Source organism: Streptomyces sp. C (assembly GCF_000158895.1).
Lineage (GTDB): Bacteria > Actinomycetota > Actinomycetes > Streptomycetales > Streptomycetaceae > Streptomyces > Streptomyces racemochromogenes.
On sequence record NZ_GG657750.1, the window covers coordinates 4,808,956 to 4,825,290 of the forward strand.

Sequence of the window (16,335 nt, forward strand, 5' to 3'; positions counted from 1 at the left end):
CGCCGTCCCGGCCCAGCCCGGCCCGCTCGCCGAGCGCCGCCACCCCGACCCGCGCACCGTCGCCGACCGGCTGCGGATCGTCGTCCTGCCCCCCACCGACCCCCTGTCCCGCGGCCAGCTGCGCCGCATCGCCGGGATCGCCCGCGACGAGGGGTACGCCGTCCAGTGGCAGGAGGCCCGCGGCGGCTCCGGCGCCCCCCTGCGGGCCCTGGCCGCACTCGGCCCGGCCGTGCGCCGCGCCGGACGGATCGTGGTCGGCGACCCCTTCTCCCGCTTCGTCCAGCTGCTGCTGGCCCCGTCCGGGGCCGCCGAGCTGGTCGTCGTCGACGACGGCACCGCCACCATGGAGTTCGTCGCACAGCTCGGCCGCGGCGAGCGGCTGCGCCGCTGGCACCGCACCGGCGGCGGAGCCCTGTCCCGCGCGCGGGAGCTCGCGTACGCACCGGTCTCCGGCGCGGCCCGGCGCCGGCTGCGACCGGGGGAGGGGCGCCGCGTCGAGCTGTTCACCTCGATGCCCGTCACCCCGCTGCCCGGGACCGGACTGCGCGTCAACGACTTCGCCTGGACCCGCGCCCGCTTCGGCCCGCCCCGCCTCACCAAGGGCACCGACCTCGTCGGCACCTCCCTCGTGGAGACCGGCGTCGTCGACCCGGCCCGCTACCTGGAGGCCGTGTGCGCCCTGACCCGGGAGCACGGCGTGACCCGGTACTTCGCACACCGCCGCGAGACGCCGGAGAAGCTGCGGGCGCTGCGCGCGGCGACCGGGCTGGAGATCGTACGGCCGGACCTGCCGCTGGAACTGATCGCGCGTCGGGGACCGGTCGGACGTACGATCGTCAGCTTTCCGTCCACGGTCGTCCACACGCTGCCGTACGCGCTCACCGGCACTGGCGTGACAGTGGCTGTATGCGGTATCGACCCCGCCTGGCTGGCCCCCGGGGCCTCGCCCCGGGCCGGCGGCTTCCTCGCGGGCGTCACCGACACCGCCCGTGATGTGCGCAGACTCCCCGCGCGGAGCGCCACCGCGGCCGGATGAGCGCGCGAGTTTACCCCCGGCCGCAACCGGTCATGCGTCCAGAGGCCGCTTTTCTTTCCCCTAAGGGCATGAACTTTTGGTGATCTCCGGACAGTTGACCCATCCGTGCGCCTACCCTTCAACGGGTGAACCAGTTGATGTCCCGCGAGCCCCAGACCGCCCTGCCCGGCAAGCCTGTCCGGCCCGAGCTGCCCGGCAAGCTGCCGGACCGGCTCCGTGCCGAACTGATCGCCTTCCGCCGGGACTTGCACATGCACCCCGAGCTAGGAAACCAGGAGTTCCGCACCACCGCGGCGATCAAGGCCCGGCTGGAGAAGGCGGGCCTGCGACCACGCGTCCTGAAGTCCGGCACCGGGCTCATCTGTGACGTCGGCACCTGGGACGGGGGACGGCCGATGCTGGCCCTGCGCGCGGACATCGACGCCCTGCCCATCCCGGACGCCAAGACCCACGTCTCGTACCGCTCCACCTATCCGGACCGCGCCCACGCCTGCGGCCACGACGTCCACACCACCGTCGTCCTCGGCGCCGGCCTGGTCCTCGCCGAGCTCGACCGGCAGGGCCTGCTGCCGCGGCCGGTGCGGCTGCTGTTCCAGCCGGCCGAGGAGGTGCTGCCGGGCGGCGCGACCGAGGCCATCGAGTCCGGGGTGCTGGACGGCGTCGGCAAGATCATCGCCGTGCACTGCGACCCGCGGGTCGACGCGGGCATGATCGGCCTGCGGCCCGGCCCCATCACTTCGGCGTGCGACCGCCTGGAGGTCACCCTCGGCGGCCCCGGCGGCCACACCGCCCGCCCGCACCTCACCACCGACATGGTGACGGCCGCCGCGCGGGTCGCCATCGACGTGCCGGCGCTGCTGGCCCGCCGGATGGACGCCCGCTCGGGCATGTCCGTCACCTGGGGCCGGATCGAGTCCGGGCACGCCTGCAACGTCGTCCCGATGCACGCCGAACTCTCCGGCACGGTCCGCTGCCTCGACCTGAACGCCTGGTACGAGGCCCCCGACATGATCCACGCGGCGATCGACGAGGTCGCCACGATGCACGGGGCCAAGTTCGAGATCAACCACGTGCGCGGCGTGCCGCCGGTCGTCAACGACCCGGTGGTCACCGAGCTGCTCCGGGAGGCCATGGGCGCCCGGCGCGGCCCCGAGTCGGTGGAGGACACCGAGCAGAGCCTCGGCGGGGAGGACTTCTCCTGGTACCTGGAGCACGTCCCCGGCGCCATGGCCCGCCTCGGCGTCCGGCGCCCGGGCGACACCGCCAAGCGGGACCTGCACCGCGGCGATTTCGACGTCGACGAGTCCTCGATCGGCTACGGCGTCGAGTTCTTCACGGCCGCCGCCCTGCTCGACGGCCGCCGCAACAGCCCCGTCACGTCAAAGATCGGGTAAAGCTCCATACAACACCGGCAGGTCTCCTGTCGGCGGCGTCCAGCCCTTGGTACACAAGGGCTGGACGCCTGTCCCGTTACCGATCGGTCACTGTCCGGTTCACGACGATCCGATAACGACTCATGAACGGGCCTTTAACTGACATCTACGCGCGTTACGATCGCCGCGAAACCAGCGCCGGTCGTGGCGCTTCGGTCAGGTTTTGAAGGAGCCTCCCCTTGCGCCGGATCACCAGGATCGCCACCGTGGGCATCGCGTCCGCGGCGCTGGCCCTCTCGGCCACCGCCTGTGGCGGAAAGAAGTCCTCGGACAGCCCCTCCTCCGACGGCAGCGCGTCGTCCTCGGCCGCGGGCGCGGCCATCGCGTACGACATCGGCGGCCGTGGCGACCAGTCGTTCAACGACGCCGCCTTCGCGGGCCTGGAGAGGGCCGAGAAGGACCTGAAGATCAAGACCGCCGAGGCGGAGCCGACCGAGGGCGAGAGCGAGGCCGACAAGGTCCAGCGCCTCACCGAGCTGGCGCGCAAGGGCAACAACCCGGTCATCGGCGTCGGCTTCGCCTACGCGCCGGCCATCAAGAAGGTCGCGGCGAAGTTCCCGAAGACCACCTTCGGCATCATCGACGACACCTCGGTGACCGACAAGAACATCGCCAACCTGGTCTTCAACGAGGAGCAGGGCTCCTACCTGGCCGGCGTCGCCGCCGCCAAGGCGTCGAAGAGCGGCACGGTCGGCTTCATCGGCGGTGTCGAGGTCCCGCTGATCAAGAAGTTCGAGGCGGGCTTCACCCAGGGCGTCAAGGACACCAACCCCAACGCCAAGGTACTGACCAAGTACCTCTCCCAGCCGCCGGACTTCGGTGGCTTCGCCAAGCCCGACCTGGGCAAGGCCGCCGCCAAGGGCCAGATCGACGGTGGCGCCGACGTGGTCTACGCCGCCGCCGGCCTCGCCGGCTCGGGCGCCATCGAGGCCGCCGCGACCTCCGGCAAGTGGGCCATCGGCGTCGACTCCGACCAGTACAACCAGGCCGGTCTGTCGAAGTACAAGGACAAGATCCTGACCTCGGTCACCAAGGACGTGTCCGACGCGGTCTACAACCTGATCAAGTCGGTCAAGGACGGCAAGCCGGAGTCCGGCGAGGTCCGCTACGGCCTGGACAAGGACGGCGTCGGCCTGGCCGACTCCAACCCCGAGTACAAGAACATGGCCGACCTGATCGCCGCGGTGGAGAAGGCGAAGGCCGACATCATCGCGAAGAAGATCACCGTCAAGACCACGCCGTAACGGCCCGTCTGACGACACGTCGCGGTCTCCGGGGTCCGGGAAGCGGTCTCTACCGCTCCCGGACCCCGGACCGCGTCTGCCCCTTAGTCCGTGACTACTTGTGGCCACTTGGCCGCAAGTTTTCACTTCCGACAGTGCTACGCGCGTAGAGGCATCGTGGACGCGATACCTTCTCTCCCCGCCCTGTCCTCCTGCCGAGCCAAACGGCTTTCCAGCTCCTTCCGCGCCAAGGAGAGTGCGTCATCAACGCGTCCAGCCCCCCTCTCGCCGTAGAACTGCACGGCATCACCAAGCGTTTCCCCGGCGTCGTCGCCAACAAGGACATCGCCATCTCCGTCCGCAAGGGCACGGTCCACGCCCTCATCGGCGAGAACGGTGCCGGCAAGTCGACCCTGATGAAGATCCTCTACGGCATGCAGAAGCCGGACGAGGGCACCATCGCCATCGACGGGGAGCAGGTCTCCTTCAACAACCCGGGTGAGGCCATCGCCCGCGGCATCGGCATGGTGCACCAGCACTTCATGCTCGCCGACAACCTCACCGTGCTGGAGAACGTCGTCCTCGGCGGCGAGAAGCTCTACGGCATCGGCTCCAAGGCCCGCAAGAAGATCAAGGAGATCTCGGACGCGTACGGCCTCGGCGTGCGCCCCGACGCCCTGATCGAGGACCTCGGTGTCGCCGACCGCCAGCGCGTGGAGATCCTCAAGGTCCTCTACCGCGGCGCCAAGACCCTCATCCTCGACGAGCCGACCGCCGTGCTCGTGCCGCAGGAAGTGGACGCGCTCTTCGACAACCTGCGCGAGCTCAAGGCCGAGGGCCTCACGGTCATCTTCATCTCGCACAAGCTGGGCGAGATCCTGAAGGTCGCCGACGACATCACCGTCATCCGCCGCGGCACCACGGTCGGCACCGCCGACCCGAAGACCGCGACGACCAAGCAGCTCGCCGAGCTGATGGTCGGCAGCGAGCTGCCCTCGCCGGAGACCCGCGAGTCCACGGTCACCACGACCCCCATGCTGAAGGTCGACGGCCTGACCGTCGCCGACGCGGGCGCCGTCGTCACCCCCGAGACCTCCGCGGAGGCCCTCGGCGACTCCGACACCGACCTGCGCGAGCCCGCCGTCGCCGGCCGCCTGCTGCTCGACGGGGTCACCTTCACGATCCACAAGGGCGAGGTCCTCGGCATCGCCGGCGTCGAGGGCAACGGCCAGACGGAGCTGATCGAGGCCCTCATGGGCATGATCAGCCCCGACGCGGGCGTCATCACCCTCGACGGCACCGACATCACCAAGATGCCGGTCCGCAAGCGCCGCGAGGGCGGCATCGGCTACATCCCCGAGGACCGCCACCGCCACGGCCTGCTGCTGGAGTCCCCGCTCTGGGAGAACCGCATCCTCGGCCACGTCACCGAGGCGCCCAACTCCCAGCGCGGCATCCTCGACCCGAAGGCCGCCCGCAAGGACACCGAGCGGATCGTGCGCGAGTACGACGTCCGCACGCCCGGCATCGACGTCACCGCGGCCTCCCTCTCCGGCGGCAACCAGCAGAAGCTGATCGTCGGCCGCGAGATGAGCCACAACCCCAAGTTCCTCATCGCCGCCCACCCCACGCGCGGCGTGGACGTCGGCGCGCAGGCGCAGATCTGGGACGCGATCCGCGAAGCCCGCCGCGAGGGCCTCGCCGTCCTGCTGATCTCCGCCGACCTGGACGAGCTGATCGGCCTGTCCGACACGCTCCGCGTCATCTACCGCGGCCGCCTGGTCGCGGACGCCGACCCGGCGACGATCACCCCCGAGGAGCTCGGCACCGCCATGACCGGCGCCGCCACCGGGCACCTGGAAGCCACTGACGACCACTCCGCCGAGGTCGACGGCGACACGACGGAGGACGAGGCCCGATGAAGAAATTCGACAAGGACCGGCTGCTTCTCGGCTTCGCCGGACCCGCGCTGGCACTGGTCAGCGCCTTCGTACTCAGCATGATCGTGCTGGCCGCGTCGGGCGTCGACCCGATCGAGCCGCTGCGCATCATGATCGAGCAGTCCGGCTACGAGGACGTGCAGGTCCTCATCGTGAACCAGGCCGGCACGTACTACCTGGCAGCCCTGGCCGTCGCCATCGGCTTCCGGATGAACCTCTTCAACATCGGCGTCGACGGCCAGTACCGCCTCGCCGCGATGGTCAGCGCCCTGGTCGGCGCGGCGGTCACGCTGCCCGGCCCGCTGCACATCCTGGTGATCGTGCTCGTCGCCATGCTCGTCGGCGCCTTCTGGTCCGGCATCGCGGGCATCCTCAAGGCCAAGCGCGGCGTGAGCGAGGTCGTCTCGACGATCATGCTCAACGCCATCGCGACCTCGCTGATCGCCTGGCTGATCCTGCCCAAGAACCTCGGCGTGCAGCCCGTCGGCTCCAACGACCTGACCACCGGTGACATCCCGGAGTCGGGCTGGTTCCCGGGCGTCGAGCTCGGTGACGGCATGGAGATCTACGGCTTCACCTTCATCGCCTTCGCGCTGGGCGTCGTCTACTGGTTCGTCCTCAACCGCACCCGGTTCGGCTTCGACCTGCGCGCCACCGGCGCCAGCGAGTCCGCCGCCCAGGCCTCCGGCGTGGACGCCAAGAAGATGATCATGACCTCGATGCTCATCTCGGGCGCCGTCGCCGGTCTGGTCAGCATGCCGCTGCTGCTGGGCGAGTCCCACACCTACAACCTGTCCTTCCCGGCGGGCATCGGCTTCACCGGCATCACCATCGCGCTGCTCGGCCGCAACAACCCGGTCGGCATCTTCTTCGCCGCGCTGCTGATCGCCTTCATCGACAAGGCGTCCGCCGGCCTCGACACCGCCGGCTACGCCAAGGAAATCGGCACGATCATGAAGGGCCTGATCGTGGTCGCCGTGGTCGTCAGCTACGAGCTCGTCCGCCGCTACGGCATCCGCCGCCAGCAGCAGAAGGTCGGCGAGGAGCTGGCCGCAGGCCACGCCATCAAGACCGAGAAGGAGGTCGCGGCGTGAGCGCCAGCACCGTTTCCACGACGAAAGCCGCGCCCAAGCCGGGCGGCCGCCGCAAGCTCACCCTGCCCTGGATCCTGCTGATCATCGCGGGCGGCCTCGCGCTGGTCTCGCTGGTCCGGGTCATCTCCGGCGCGAACGACCTGACCTCCGTCGGCCAGGTCTCCGGCGCCCTCCAGCTCGCCGTGCCGATCGGCCTCGCGGGCCTCGGCGGCCTCTGGGCCGAGCGGGCCGGCGTGGTCAACATCGGCCTCGAAGGCATGATGATCCTCGGCACCTGGTTCGGCGCCTGGGCCGGCTACCAGTGGGGCCCCTGGACGGGCGTCCTGATGGGCATCGTCGGCGGCGCCATCGGCGGCCTGCTGCACGCGATCATCACCGTCACCTTCAACGTCAACCACATCGTCTCCGGTGTGGCGGTCACCATCCTGGCGACGGGCTTCACCCAGTACCTGTCGAACTTCACCTTCGACAAGGCCGAGGGCGGCTCCTCCAAGCAGTCCCCGCGCATCGAGCCCATCACCGAGATCACCATCCCGGGACTCTCCAGCGGACTGGACACCCTCCAGGCCAAGCACTGGTTCCTCGTCTCGGACATCGCCGGCGTCCTCGGCGGCCTGGTCACCCACCTGTCGCTGCTGACCATCGTCGCCGTGCTCCTGATCCCCGCCACCTGGTGGGTGCTCTGGCGCACCGCCTTCGGCCTGCGCCTGCGCTCCTGCGGTGAGAACCCGGTCGCGGCGGAGTCCCTCGGCGTCAACGTCTACAAGTACAAGTACATCGCCGTGATCGTCTCCGGCGGCCTGGCGGGCCTCGGCGGCGCGTTCCTCGCGATCGTCTCCACCGGCATCTACCAGGAGGGCCAGACCGGCGGCCGCGGCTACATCGGTCTCGCCGCGATGATCTTCGGCAACTGGATGCCGGGCGGCATGGCGCTCGGCGCGGGCCTCTTCGGCTTCACCGACAGCCTCAAGCTGCGCGGCGGCGCCGAGAACGTCCACGCGATGCTGCTGCTGATCGCCATCCTGCTGGTGATCGCCCTCGGCTGGCAGCTGTACAAGAAGAAGTACCTCCAGGCCGGCATCGCCGCCGTCTGCGCCGCCGGGCTCTTCGCCTGGTACGCGGCCACCGACCAGGTGCCCAGCCAGTTCGTGGACGCCGCCCCGTACGTCACCACGCTGCTGGTGCTCGCCCTGTCGGCGCAGCGCCTGCGGATGCCCAAGGCGGACGGCATGCCGTACCGCAAGGGCCAGGGCAAGTGACCCCGGCCCCGGCGGTGGACTGGGAAGCCCTGCGGACGGCCGCCCGGGCCGCGATGACCCGGGCGTACGCCCCCTACTCGGGCTTCCCGGTCGGGGTCGCGGCCCTGGTCGACGACGGCCGGACCATCACCGGCTGCAACGTCGAGAACGCGAGCTACGGACTCGGCCTGTGCGCCGAGTGCGGCCTGGTCTCCTCCCTCCAGGCCACCGGCGGCGGCCGGCTCACGCACTTCACGTGCGTGGACGGCAAGGGCGAGATCCTCGTCCCGTGCGGGCGCTGCCGCCAGCTGCTCTACGAGTTCGGCGGCCCGGAGCTCCTGGTGGAGACACCGGACGGGATCCTGCCGCTGAGCGCGATGCTGCCGCAGGCCTTCGGGCCCGACCACCTGAGATAGCCGTACGACGGCCCTCCGCCCTGCCGGGCGGAGGGCCGTCGCGCTCCTCCCTCCCTCATCTCTATGCGCGTAGAAGGAAGTCACCTCATGGACGTCATCTCCGTCATCCGGACCAAGCGGGACCGCGGTGAGCTGAGCCCCGAGCAGATCGACTGGGTCATCGACGCCTACACCCGCGGCATCGTCGCCGACGAGCAGATGTCGGCGCTCGCCATGGCCATCCTGCTCAACGGCATGAACCGGTCCGAGATCGCCCGCTGGACCGCCGCGATGATCGCCTCCGGCGAGCGGATGAACTTCGACGCCCTCTCCCGCCCCACCGCCGACAAGCACTCCACCGGCGGCGTCGGGGACAAGATCACCCTGCCGCTCGCCCCGCTCGTCGCCGCCTGCGGCGCGGCCGTCCCGCAGCTGTCCGGCCGCGGCCTCGGCCACACCGGCGGCACCCTCGACAAGCTGGAGTCCATCCCCGGCTGGCGCGCCCTGCTCTCCAACGAGGAGATGCTGAACGTCCTCGACACCACCGGCGCCGTCATCTGCGCCGCCGGCGACGGCCTGGCCCCCGCGGACAAGAAGCTCTACGCCCTGCGCGACGTCACCGGCACCGTCGAGGCCATCCCGCTGATCGCCTCCTCGATCATGTCCAAGAAGATCGCCGAGGGCACCGGCTCCCTCGTCCTCGACGTGAAGGTCGGCTCCGGCGCCTTCATGAAGAACATCGAGGACGCCCGCGAGCTGGCCTCCACCATGGTGGCGCTGGGCACCGACAGCGGCGTCAAGACGATCGCCCTGCTCACCGACATGTCCACCCCGCTCGGCCTGACCGCGGGCAACGCCCTCGAGGTCCGCGAGTCCGTCGAGGTCCTCGCCGGCGGCGGCCCGGCCGACGTGGTCGAGCTGACCATCGCCCTCGCGCAGGAGATGCTGACGGCCGCCGGCATCAAGGACGCCGACCCGGCGAAGGCCCTCGCCGACGGCTCCGCGATGGACGTGTGGCGCCGGATGATCTCCGCCCAGGGCGGCGACCCGGACGCGGCCCTCCCGGTCGCCCGCGAGCAGCACGTGGTCACCGCCTCCGCCTCCGGCGTCCTGACCCGCCTCGACGCGTACGCGGTCGGCGTCGGCGCCTGGCGCCTGGGCGCCGGCCGCGCCCGCAAGGAGGACCCGGTCCAGGCGGGCGCGGGCATCGAGCTCCACGCGAAGCCGGGCGACACGGTCACGGCCGGCCAGCCGCTGATGACCCTGCACACGGACACCCCGGAGAAGTTCGAGTACGCCCTGGCCTCCCTGGAGGGCTGCTACGACGTGGCCCCGTCGGGCACCGGGTTCTCGGCGAACCCGATCGTCCTGGACCGCATCGCGTAACCCCTGGCCGGGGAGGGGCGAGGTGCCGCTGCGCGGGGCCCGCCCCTCCCCGCCCTTCACCCGTTCTCGCCTCAGCCGCCGGCGGGGCTGAAACGGATCCCGGGGCGCTCAATCGCCGCACGGGCTGGATGTGTCCAGCCTCGCCGGCGTTTGAGGCGCGGGGGTCTGGGGGCGGAGCCCCCAGGAGGGGTCCGGGCGCAGTCCGGGGAACGGGCGATGCTCGGGTAGGGGACCTCGCCCCGCGCAGCGGCACCCCCGCCCCACCGCACCGCCCCGCGGCAGCGCACCGGCTCCGCCCCGCGCGGCAGCGCAGCGGTACCGATGAGTTCCGCGCCCGCGGACGGTCATCCACCCGTGGAGATCACCCTGGCCCTGGAAGGGCCCCACCCCGACGTCCCCGCCCTCCGCGCCCGCGTCAGAGAGGCCTGCCGGGACGCCCCCGGGCAGCCGGTGAGCTGCGACGCCCGCCGCGTCACGGCCCCCACCCTCGCCACCGTGGAAGCCCTCGCCCGCATGGCCCTCACGGCCAAACGCCACGGCGCCCCCTTCACCGTGACCGGCGCGGCCCCCCGCCTACAGGCCCTGCTCCACCTGGTCGGACTCGGAGAGCTCCTCCGGCAGCCCGAACAGCGGGAACCACCGCGCCGTGTCCAGGAAGGCGTTCAGCCCGACGATCCGCCCCTCTGACACCTCCAGCACCTGGAGCGCCCACGGCACGTGCCCGGGCAGGCCGTCCTCCCGCGGACGGTACTGCCCGAAGGCCGGCAGCCCGTTCGCCGTGGTCGGCACCAGCCGCGAGCCCTTGCAGCCGATGCCCTGCTCCAGGTGCCACGCGGCGATGTCCGCCGGCCCCCGCAGCCACAGGTCGAACGGCGGCATCGACAGCACCGCGTCCTCGTGCAGCAGCTCGGTCAGCCGCGAGATGTCGTACGCCTCGAAGGCCGACAGGTACTGCTCCAGCAGCTTCGACTGCTCCGCGTCCAGCGGGTCCTTCGGCTCGCTCGGCCGAAGCTCCTGCCCCGACAACGTCGCCCGCGCCCGCTGGAGCGCGCTGTTCACCGACGCCACCGAGGTCTCCAGGAGCTGCGCGACCTCGTCCGCCTTCCAGGCCAGCACCTCCCGCAGGATCAGCACGGCCCGCTGCTTCGCCGGCAGGTGCTGCAGGGCCGCCACGAAGGCCAGCCGCACGGACTCCTTCGCCAGCGCCAGCTCCGCGGGGTCGGCGGTCTGCGGCAGCACCCGTCCGTCCGGCACCGGCTCCAGCCAGGTCACCTCGGGCCGCTCGTTGAGCACGGCGGAGGCCTGGTGCTGCGGCGCGGACAGGTCCATCGGCCGGGCCCGCTTGTTCCCCGCCTTCAGCAGGTCCAGGCACACGTTGGTGGCGATCCGGTACAGCCACGACCGCAGCGACGAACGCCCCTCGAACTTCCCGTGGGCCCGCCAGGCACGGACGTACGTGTCCTGCACCGCGTCCTCGGCGTCGAAGGACGATCCGAGCATCCGGTAGCAGTAGCCGGTCAGCTCGACGCGGTAGCGGTCCATCGCCGCGTCGAGTTCCGGTGACGAGGTAGCAAGGTCGCTCATGGCCGCCGTCCCCCAGGTGGTTTCCGTCCCTTCGGAAACTACCCGAGGGGTCTGACAACGGCAGCCGGAGCGGGGGAAACCGTCAGGTCCCGGGCTTGCGCCCGTACACGAAGACGTCCTCGCCGTTGGTCAGCATGTTCCAGTAGGCCTTCGCGTCCGTCGTCGTCATGTTCACGCAGCCGCCCGAACCCGGCGGGTTCCACATGCTCTTGGTGACCGAGTGGAAGGCGATGCCCCCGTCGAAGAACTGCGAGTAGGGCATGGAGACGTTGTAGATCGTCGACCAGTGGTTGATCGACCGGTAGTAGATCTTCTTCAGGCCCGTCCGCGTCGGCGTCTCCGCCTTGCCGGTGCGCACCGGCACCGGGCCGTACTTCAGCGTCGCCCCGTCCTGGATCCAGCTGAGCTGCCGGGTCAGGTCGACGCACGCGATCCGCCCCAGGTTGACGGGGCACTTACCCTCGGCGTTCGGGTTCTTGCCCGCCGCCCGCTGCGCCAGCATCGTGCTCATCGTCTGCCAGGTCAGCGGCCCGGCGTACCCCATGGTCGGGGTGATCCCGTGGGTGGCCTGGAACGACTGGATCGCCGTGCAGTCGGCCGCCGACTGCACCCCGTCCACCGGCCGCCCGAGGAACTGCTCGACCTGCCGCTGGTAGGGCCCGGTGGTCACGTTGCAGGCGGCGGCCTGGGCCGGACCGCCCCCCACGACCACCAGGGGCGCCGCCAGCGCCAGAGCCCCGCCGAACACCACCGCAGCCCGCCGCCGCGCGCGCACGCGTATCGCCGCCATCCGGTCCTCCCCTGCCTCGCCCGCACTGTGGGGGCGCCAATGCCTCCCAAGCTAGAGCGAGTTGCGCACGCCGCACAGACCTTGAACGGAGTTGGCCGCCGCGGTTCCGCCACGGGTCGGCCGACGTCCGCATGCGGACCGGTTCCGCGGCGTTCGACGGGGGTCAGCGGGCCGCGGCGGCGCGGGCGCCGGGGGCGAGCATCCGGCGCCGCTCGGCGCGGGCCGCGTGGGACCCGTACAGGGTGATCGAGACGACGCCCAGCACCGCCAGCAGCGCGATCCCGACCGTGGCCGCCCACCCCGAGGCGTGGTACGCCAGCGCGCCCAGGGTGCCGCCCGCGCTGGAGCCGAGGTAGTACGCGGACTGGTACAGCGCCGAGGCCTGCGCCCGGCCCGTCTTCGCCGTACGGCTCACCGCCGCCGACGCCACCGCGTGCCCCGCGAAGAACCCGGCCGTGATCAGCACCAGCCCCGGCAGGATCAGCCACAGCGAGTCGCCGAGCGACAGCAGCAGCCCCAGCGCGGTCGTGGTCACCGCCAGGTACAGCGCCCCGCGCCGGCCGGCGCGGGCCACCAGCTGCCCGGCCGCCGCCGAGGAGACCGTACCCACCAGGTAGATCAGGAAGATCGACCCGACGACGCCCTGGCCCAGCGAGAACGGCGCCTCCACCAGCCGGTAGCCGATGACCGTGTACACGGCCCCGAACACGGTCATGAACAGCGCGCCGATGCCGTACAGCCGCAGCAGCAGCGGGTCCCGCAGGTGCCCGGCGACGGTACGGCCCACCGCGCGCGGGTTCAGCGACGCCGGCCGGAAGAACCGCGCCCGGGGCAGCAGCACCAGGAAGGCCACCGCGCAGACCAGCGCCATCACGCCGACGGCCAGCAGCCCGCCGCGCCAGCCCCACAGCTGCGCGCCCCAGCCGGTGACGATGCGGCCGCTCATGCCGCCGATGGAGTTGCCCGCGACGAACAGGCCGATGGCCCCGACCAGCGCCTTCGGCTCGACCTCCTCGGCCAGGTAGGCCATCGCGGAAGCGGGGACGCCCGCGATCGCGGCGCCCTGCACCGCGCGCAGCGCCACCAGCCACTCCAGGCTCGGCGCGAACGGCACCAGCAGGCCGATGCCGACGGCGACCACCATCGAGCAAGTCATCATCCGGGTGCGGCCGAACCGCTCGGACAGCGCGCTGAGCGGCAGGACGAACAGGGCGAGGGCGCCGGTGGCCGCCGACACCGTCCAGCTGGCCTGACCGGCCGTCACGCCGAAGCCGGCGGAGACCGCGGGCAGCAGGGCCTGGGTGGAGTAGAGGAGGGCGAAGGTCGCGAGGCCGGCGGCGAAGAGCGCGAGGCTCATCCGGCGGTAGCCGGGGCGGCCGGGGGAGCGGGGCTCGGGGGACGACGGGGTGGAGGCACCCGTGATGGCGGGCGCCCCGGTATGAGCGGGAGGCATACCTCGAACCTACGCCCACCCTTTTTCATGCGTCCAATGCACAAACAAGGGATAATCAATCCACCAGCGCATCACTGCACCCCAGGGCTCCGGATATCAATGAACCGTTACGAAGAAGACATGACCGTGACACAAGGGTTGGCCCCGCGCCTGGCCCAGTTCGTCGCCGTCGCCCGGCACGAGCACGTCACCCGCGCCGCCCACGAGCTGGGCGTACCGCAGTCCACCCTGTCCCGGGCGATGGTCCGCCTCGAACAGGACCTGGGCGTCTCGCTGTTCGCCCGCAAGGGCCGCACCGTCGCCCTCACCACGGCGGGCCGCACCTTCCTCGCCTCCGCCGAGGAGGCCCTCGCGGGGATCGCCCGCGCCGCCGGATCGGTCCAGCAGGACGCCGACCCGAACTCCGGCAAGGTCGCGTTCGGCTTCCTGCACACCCTGGGCCCCGAGACCGTGCCCGCCCTGATCCGCGCCTTCCGCGCCGACCACCCGCGGGTCCGCTTCGCCCTCGTCCAGAACTACGGCGAGGCCATGCTGGAGAAGCTCCGCACCGGGGAACTCGACCTCTGCCTCACCTCGCCCGTCCCGGACGCCCCCGACCTCGTCGCCCGCCGCCTCGACGAGCAGCGGCTGCGGCTGGTGGTCCCGGACGACCACCGCCTCGCGGGCCGCAAGCGCATCCGCCTCGCCGAGGCCGCCGCCGAAACCTTCGTCACCCTGGAGCCCGGCTACGGCCTGCGCCGCATCACCGACAACCTGTGCGCGGAGGCCGGGTTCACCCCGAAGGTCGCCTTCGAGGGAGAAGAGGCGGAAACCCTGCGCGGCCTGGTGGCGGCGGGCCTGGGCGTGGCCCTCCTCCCCCCGCCGCTCGTCCCGCGCCCGGGGGTGGTCGAGCTGACGGTGACGGCGCCGCGCGCGGTCCGCGAGATCGGCGTGGCCTGGCTGGACGGCCACCCGGACACCCCGCCGGTCGCGGCCTTCAAGCGCTTCCTCCTCTCCCGCCGGGGCCGCCTCATTCCGGAACTGGAGCCGCCGGCCTAGGGGGAACCCCCTAGCCCACCCCGGTGGTCGTCGTCGTGCGTTCGTGGGACCGGCGCGGAGTTCCGGCAGGCTCCGGGCCCGGCCCGGGCACGGATGTCCCCGCGCCGGGAGGTCCGGCGCAGGACGGACGGGAGTGCCGGAGATGCCCATGCCCAGACGACGAACGTCCCTGACCGTGGCGTTCGCGACCGCCGCGGCCGCCCTGGCCACGGCGGCCCCGGCCTCGGCCGCCACCACCGTCGTGAACTGCCCGGCCCAGAACCTCCAGACCGCGATCGACAACGCCGCGTCCGGCGACACCCTGCTGGTCCGGGGCACCTGCACCGGCACCTTCACCATCGGCAAGAGCCTCACCCTCGCCGGCTCCTCCGGCGCCACGCTGAACGGCAACAACGCGGGCCGGACCCTGACGGTCAACGGCCCGACGACCGTCCGCGTCACGCTCACCGGACTGACCCTCACCGGCGGCGCGGGCGTCGGCCTCGGCGGCGGCCTGTTCAACAACGGCGCCACGGTGACCCTGCGGAGCAGCACCGTACGCAACAACACCTCCACGGAGGAGGGCGGCGGCATCGGCAGCCTCGGCACCACCACCCTGGACGGCAGCACGGTGCGCGACAACACCAGCAAGTACGGCGGCGGCATCGCCAACGGCCCCGGCGTGCTGACGGTGTTCTGGAGCACGGTCCGCGGCAACACCGCCACCCAGTGGGGCGGCGGCCTGCTCGTCGCCGGCCAGGCACGGGTGGTCGGCTCGACGATCACGGCGAACACCGCCCAGGGCGGCCCCCTGTCGGGCGGCGGCATCTACAACTTCAGCAACCTCACCCTCCTGGGCAACTCCATCACGGCCAACACCCCGAACAACTGCTCCTCAACCACCCCCCTCGCGGGCTGCACCACCGTCTGACCCCCCACCACCCGCCCCGGGCCCGGGGTCCGGCAGTCCGGACCTGTTCGCCGTGGAGAGCAAGTACCCGGCCTGGAAGCGGGATTTGGCGCCGATGGCGCGCATGATCTCGGCGATGTGGCGTTGGCAGGTGCGTTCCGACATGCCGAGGCGGCGGGCGATGACCTTGTCCTCCAGGCCGTCGGAGAGGAGGCGGACGATGGTCCGGCGGAGTTCGTCCGAGAGGGATCTGGCGGCTTCCGGGCTCACGGTGCTGGGGAAGGGGCGGGCGCCGGACCAGGAGCGCTCGAAGGCGGTCGTCATGAAGTGGACGACGCTCGGTTCGCGGACGACCAGTGCCGCGCCCTGGCGGTCGGGTACCGCCATGAGGCCCGTGTGGGCGTCGAAGATCAGCATGCGCATGAGGCCGTCGCCGAGGGTGCGTACCTGGGCGCCGAGTGCCGTGATGCGTTCGACGTACGCGGCGGTCGGGCGGGAGTAGCGGGCGGTGTGCTGGTAGATCGTGCGCATGCGGACGCCGCGGGCCAGCAGGGACTCGTCCCGTCCGACCGCTTCCTCCAGGCTTTCCTGGGGCCGGCCGCCGCCCGGCTGGGAGGTCAGCAGTTCCCGTTCGCACCCCGCGGCCAGCTCGGTGATCAGCCCGCGCACCGCTCCGAGGTCGGTGACCAGTTCCAGGCGTCCCGACCCGCTCAGGTCGCGGTGCGCGGCCCCCGCCTCGTACGCGGGGACCAGCGCCTCCAGCCGTCCGCGCAGCCGGTCCATCTCGTCGTGGGTCTCCCGTACGAGCAGCGCCAGCGGGGCCAGCGCCCGGGCCG

At 71.8% G+C, this 16,335-nt stretch carries 15 protein-coding genes; 11 read left to right on the top strand and 4 right to left on the bottom strand.

Translation table 11 applies throughout. The features are described from left to right. The 9 genes from SSNG_RS42265 to SSNG_RS40090 form a co-directional block, all read left to right on the top strand. Window positions 1–1,036, top strand: a 1,036-nt coding sequence (locus SSNG_RS42265; RefSeq protein ID WP_007266049.1) for a hypothetical protein, incomplete at its 5' end; no start/stop codon positions are given. 137 nt (window positions 1,037–1,173) lie between these two features. After that, window positions 1,174–2,430 carry an amidohydrolase gene (locus SSNG_RS21785; protein ID WP_007266050.1) on the top strand — a complete coding sequence of 419 codons (1,257 nt, stop codon included), beginning with the start codon at window positions 1,174–1,176 and terminating at the stop codon, window positions 2,428–2,430. A 218-nt stretch (window positions 2,431–2,648) separates the two neighbouring features. Continuing rightward, window positions 2,649–3,713 carry a BMP family ABC transporter substrate-binding protein gene (locus SSNG_RS21790; RefSeq protein ID WP_007266051.1) on the top strand — a complete coding sequence of 355 codons (1,065 nt, stop codon included), beginning with the start codon at window positions 2,649–2,651 and terminating at the stop codon, window positions 3,711–3,713. 242 nt (window positions 3,714–3,955) lie between these two features. Continuing rightward, on the top strand, window positions 3,956–5,614 hold the full coding sequence (locus SSNG_RS21800; protein WP_128637083.1) for an ABC transporter ATP-binding protein: 1,659 nt from the start codon (window positions 3,956–3,958) through the stop codon (window positions 5,612–5,614). Beyond that, complete coding sequence (locus tag SSNG_RS21805; protein WP_007266053.1) at window positions 5,611–6,726, top strand: ABC transporter permease; 1,116 nt, start codon at window positions 5,611–5,613, stop codon at window positions 6,724–6,726. Before SSNG_RS21800 ends, SSNG_RS21805 begins: the two co-directional genes overlap by 4 nt. Then, window positions 6,723–7,985, top strand: coding sequence for an ABC transporter permease (locus tag SSNG_RS21810; RefSeq protein WP_007266054.1), 1,263 nt, complete (start codon window positions 6,723–6,725; stop codon window positions 7,983–7,985). The genes SSNG_RS21805 and SSNG_RS21810 overlap by 4 nt, the downstream gene beginning before the upstream one ends. Then, the gene (locus tag SSNG_RS21815) at window positions 7,982–8,380 is read left to right on the top strand and encodes a cytidine deaminase (RefSeq protein WP_007266055.1); all 399 of its coding nucleotides are present in this window, start codon (window positions 7,982–7,984) and stop codon (window positions 8,378–8,380) included. The genes SSNG_RS21810 and SSNG_RS21815 overlap by 4 nt, the downstream gene beginning before the upstream one ends. Window positions 8,381–8,467: 87 nt before the next feature. After that, complete coding sequence (locus SSNG_RS21820) at window positions 8,468–9,745, top strand: thymidine phosphorylase (protein ID WP_007266056.1); 1,278 nt, start codon at window positions 8,468–8,470, stop codon at window positions 9,743–9,745. Between the two features lie 321 nt (window positions 9,746–10,066). Next, window positions 10,067–10,432, top strand: coding sequence for an STAS domain-containing protein (locus SSNG_RS40090; protein ID WP_007266057.1), 366 nt, complete (start codon window positions 10,067–10,069; stop codon window positions 10,430–10,432). Here SSNG_RS40090 and SSNG_RS21825 read toward each other — a convergent pair. From SSNG_RS21825 to SSNG_RS21835, 3 genes are all read right to left on the bottom strand, one after another. Further along, the gene (locus SSNG_RS21825; protein ID WP_007266058.1) at window positions 10,319–11,329 is read right to left on the bottom strand and encodes a sigma-70 family RNA polymerase sigma factor; all 1,011 of its coding nucleotides are present in this window, start codon (window positions 11,327–11,329) and stop codon (window positions 10,319–10,321) included. The two genes, SSNG_RS40090 and SSNG_RS21825, sit on opposite strands and share 114 nt — an antisense overlap. A gap of 82 nt (window positions 11,330–11,411) precedes the next feature. Beyond that, window positions 11,412–12,119, bottom strand: coding sequence for a L,D-transpeptidase (locus SSNG_RS21830; RefSeq protein WP_007266059.1), 708 nt, complete (start codon window positions 12,117–12,119; stop codon window positions 11,412–11,414). Window positions 12,120–12,282: 163 nt separating this feature from the next. Beyond that, complete coding sequence (locus SSNG_RS21835) at window positions 12,283–13,572, bottom strand: MFS transporter (protein WP_007266060.1); 1,290 nt, start codon at window positions 13,570–13,572, stop codon at window positions 12,283–12,285. A gap of 99 nt (window positions 13,573–13,671) precedes the next feature. On the opposite strand from SSNG_RS21835, the gene SSNG_RS21840 reads away from it, so the two are divergent. Both SSNG_RS21840 and SSNG_RS21845 read left to right on the top strand, forming a co-directional pair. Next, window positions 13,672–14,610 (top strand): LysR family transcriptional regulator, encoded by a 939-nt coding sequence (locus tag SSNG_RS21840; RefSeq protein WP_007266061.1) that lies wholly within the window; start codon window positions 13,672–13,674, stop codon window positions 14,608–14,610. Window positions 14,611–14,758: 148 nt separating this feature from the next. Then, window positions 14,759–15,520 (top strand): hypothetical protein, encoded by a 762-nt coding sequence (locus SSNG_RS21845; RefSeq protein WP_129593326.1) that lies wholly within the window; start codon window positions 14,759–14,761, stop codon window positions 15,518–15,520. On the opposite strand, the gene SSNG_RS21850 is transcribed toward SSNG_RS21845, so the two are convergent. Next, a partial coding sequence (locus tag SSNG_RS21850) for a helix-turn-helix transcriptional regulator (protein WP_241695095.1) occupies window positions 15,485–16,335 on the bottom strand: 851 nt, incomplete at its 5' end. The two genes, SSNG_RS21845 and SSNG_RS21850, sit on opposite strands and share 36 nt — an antisense overlap.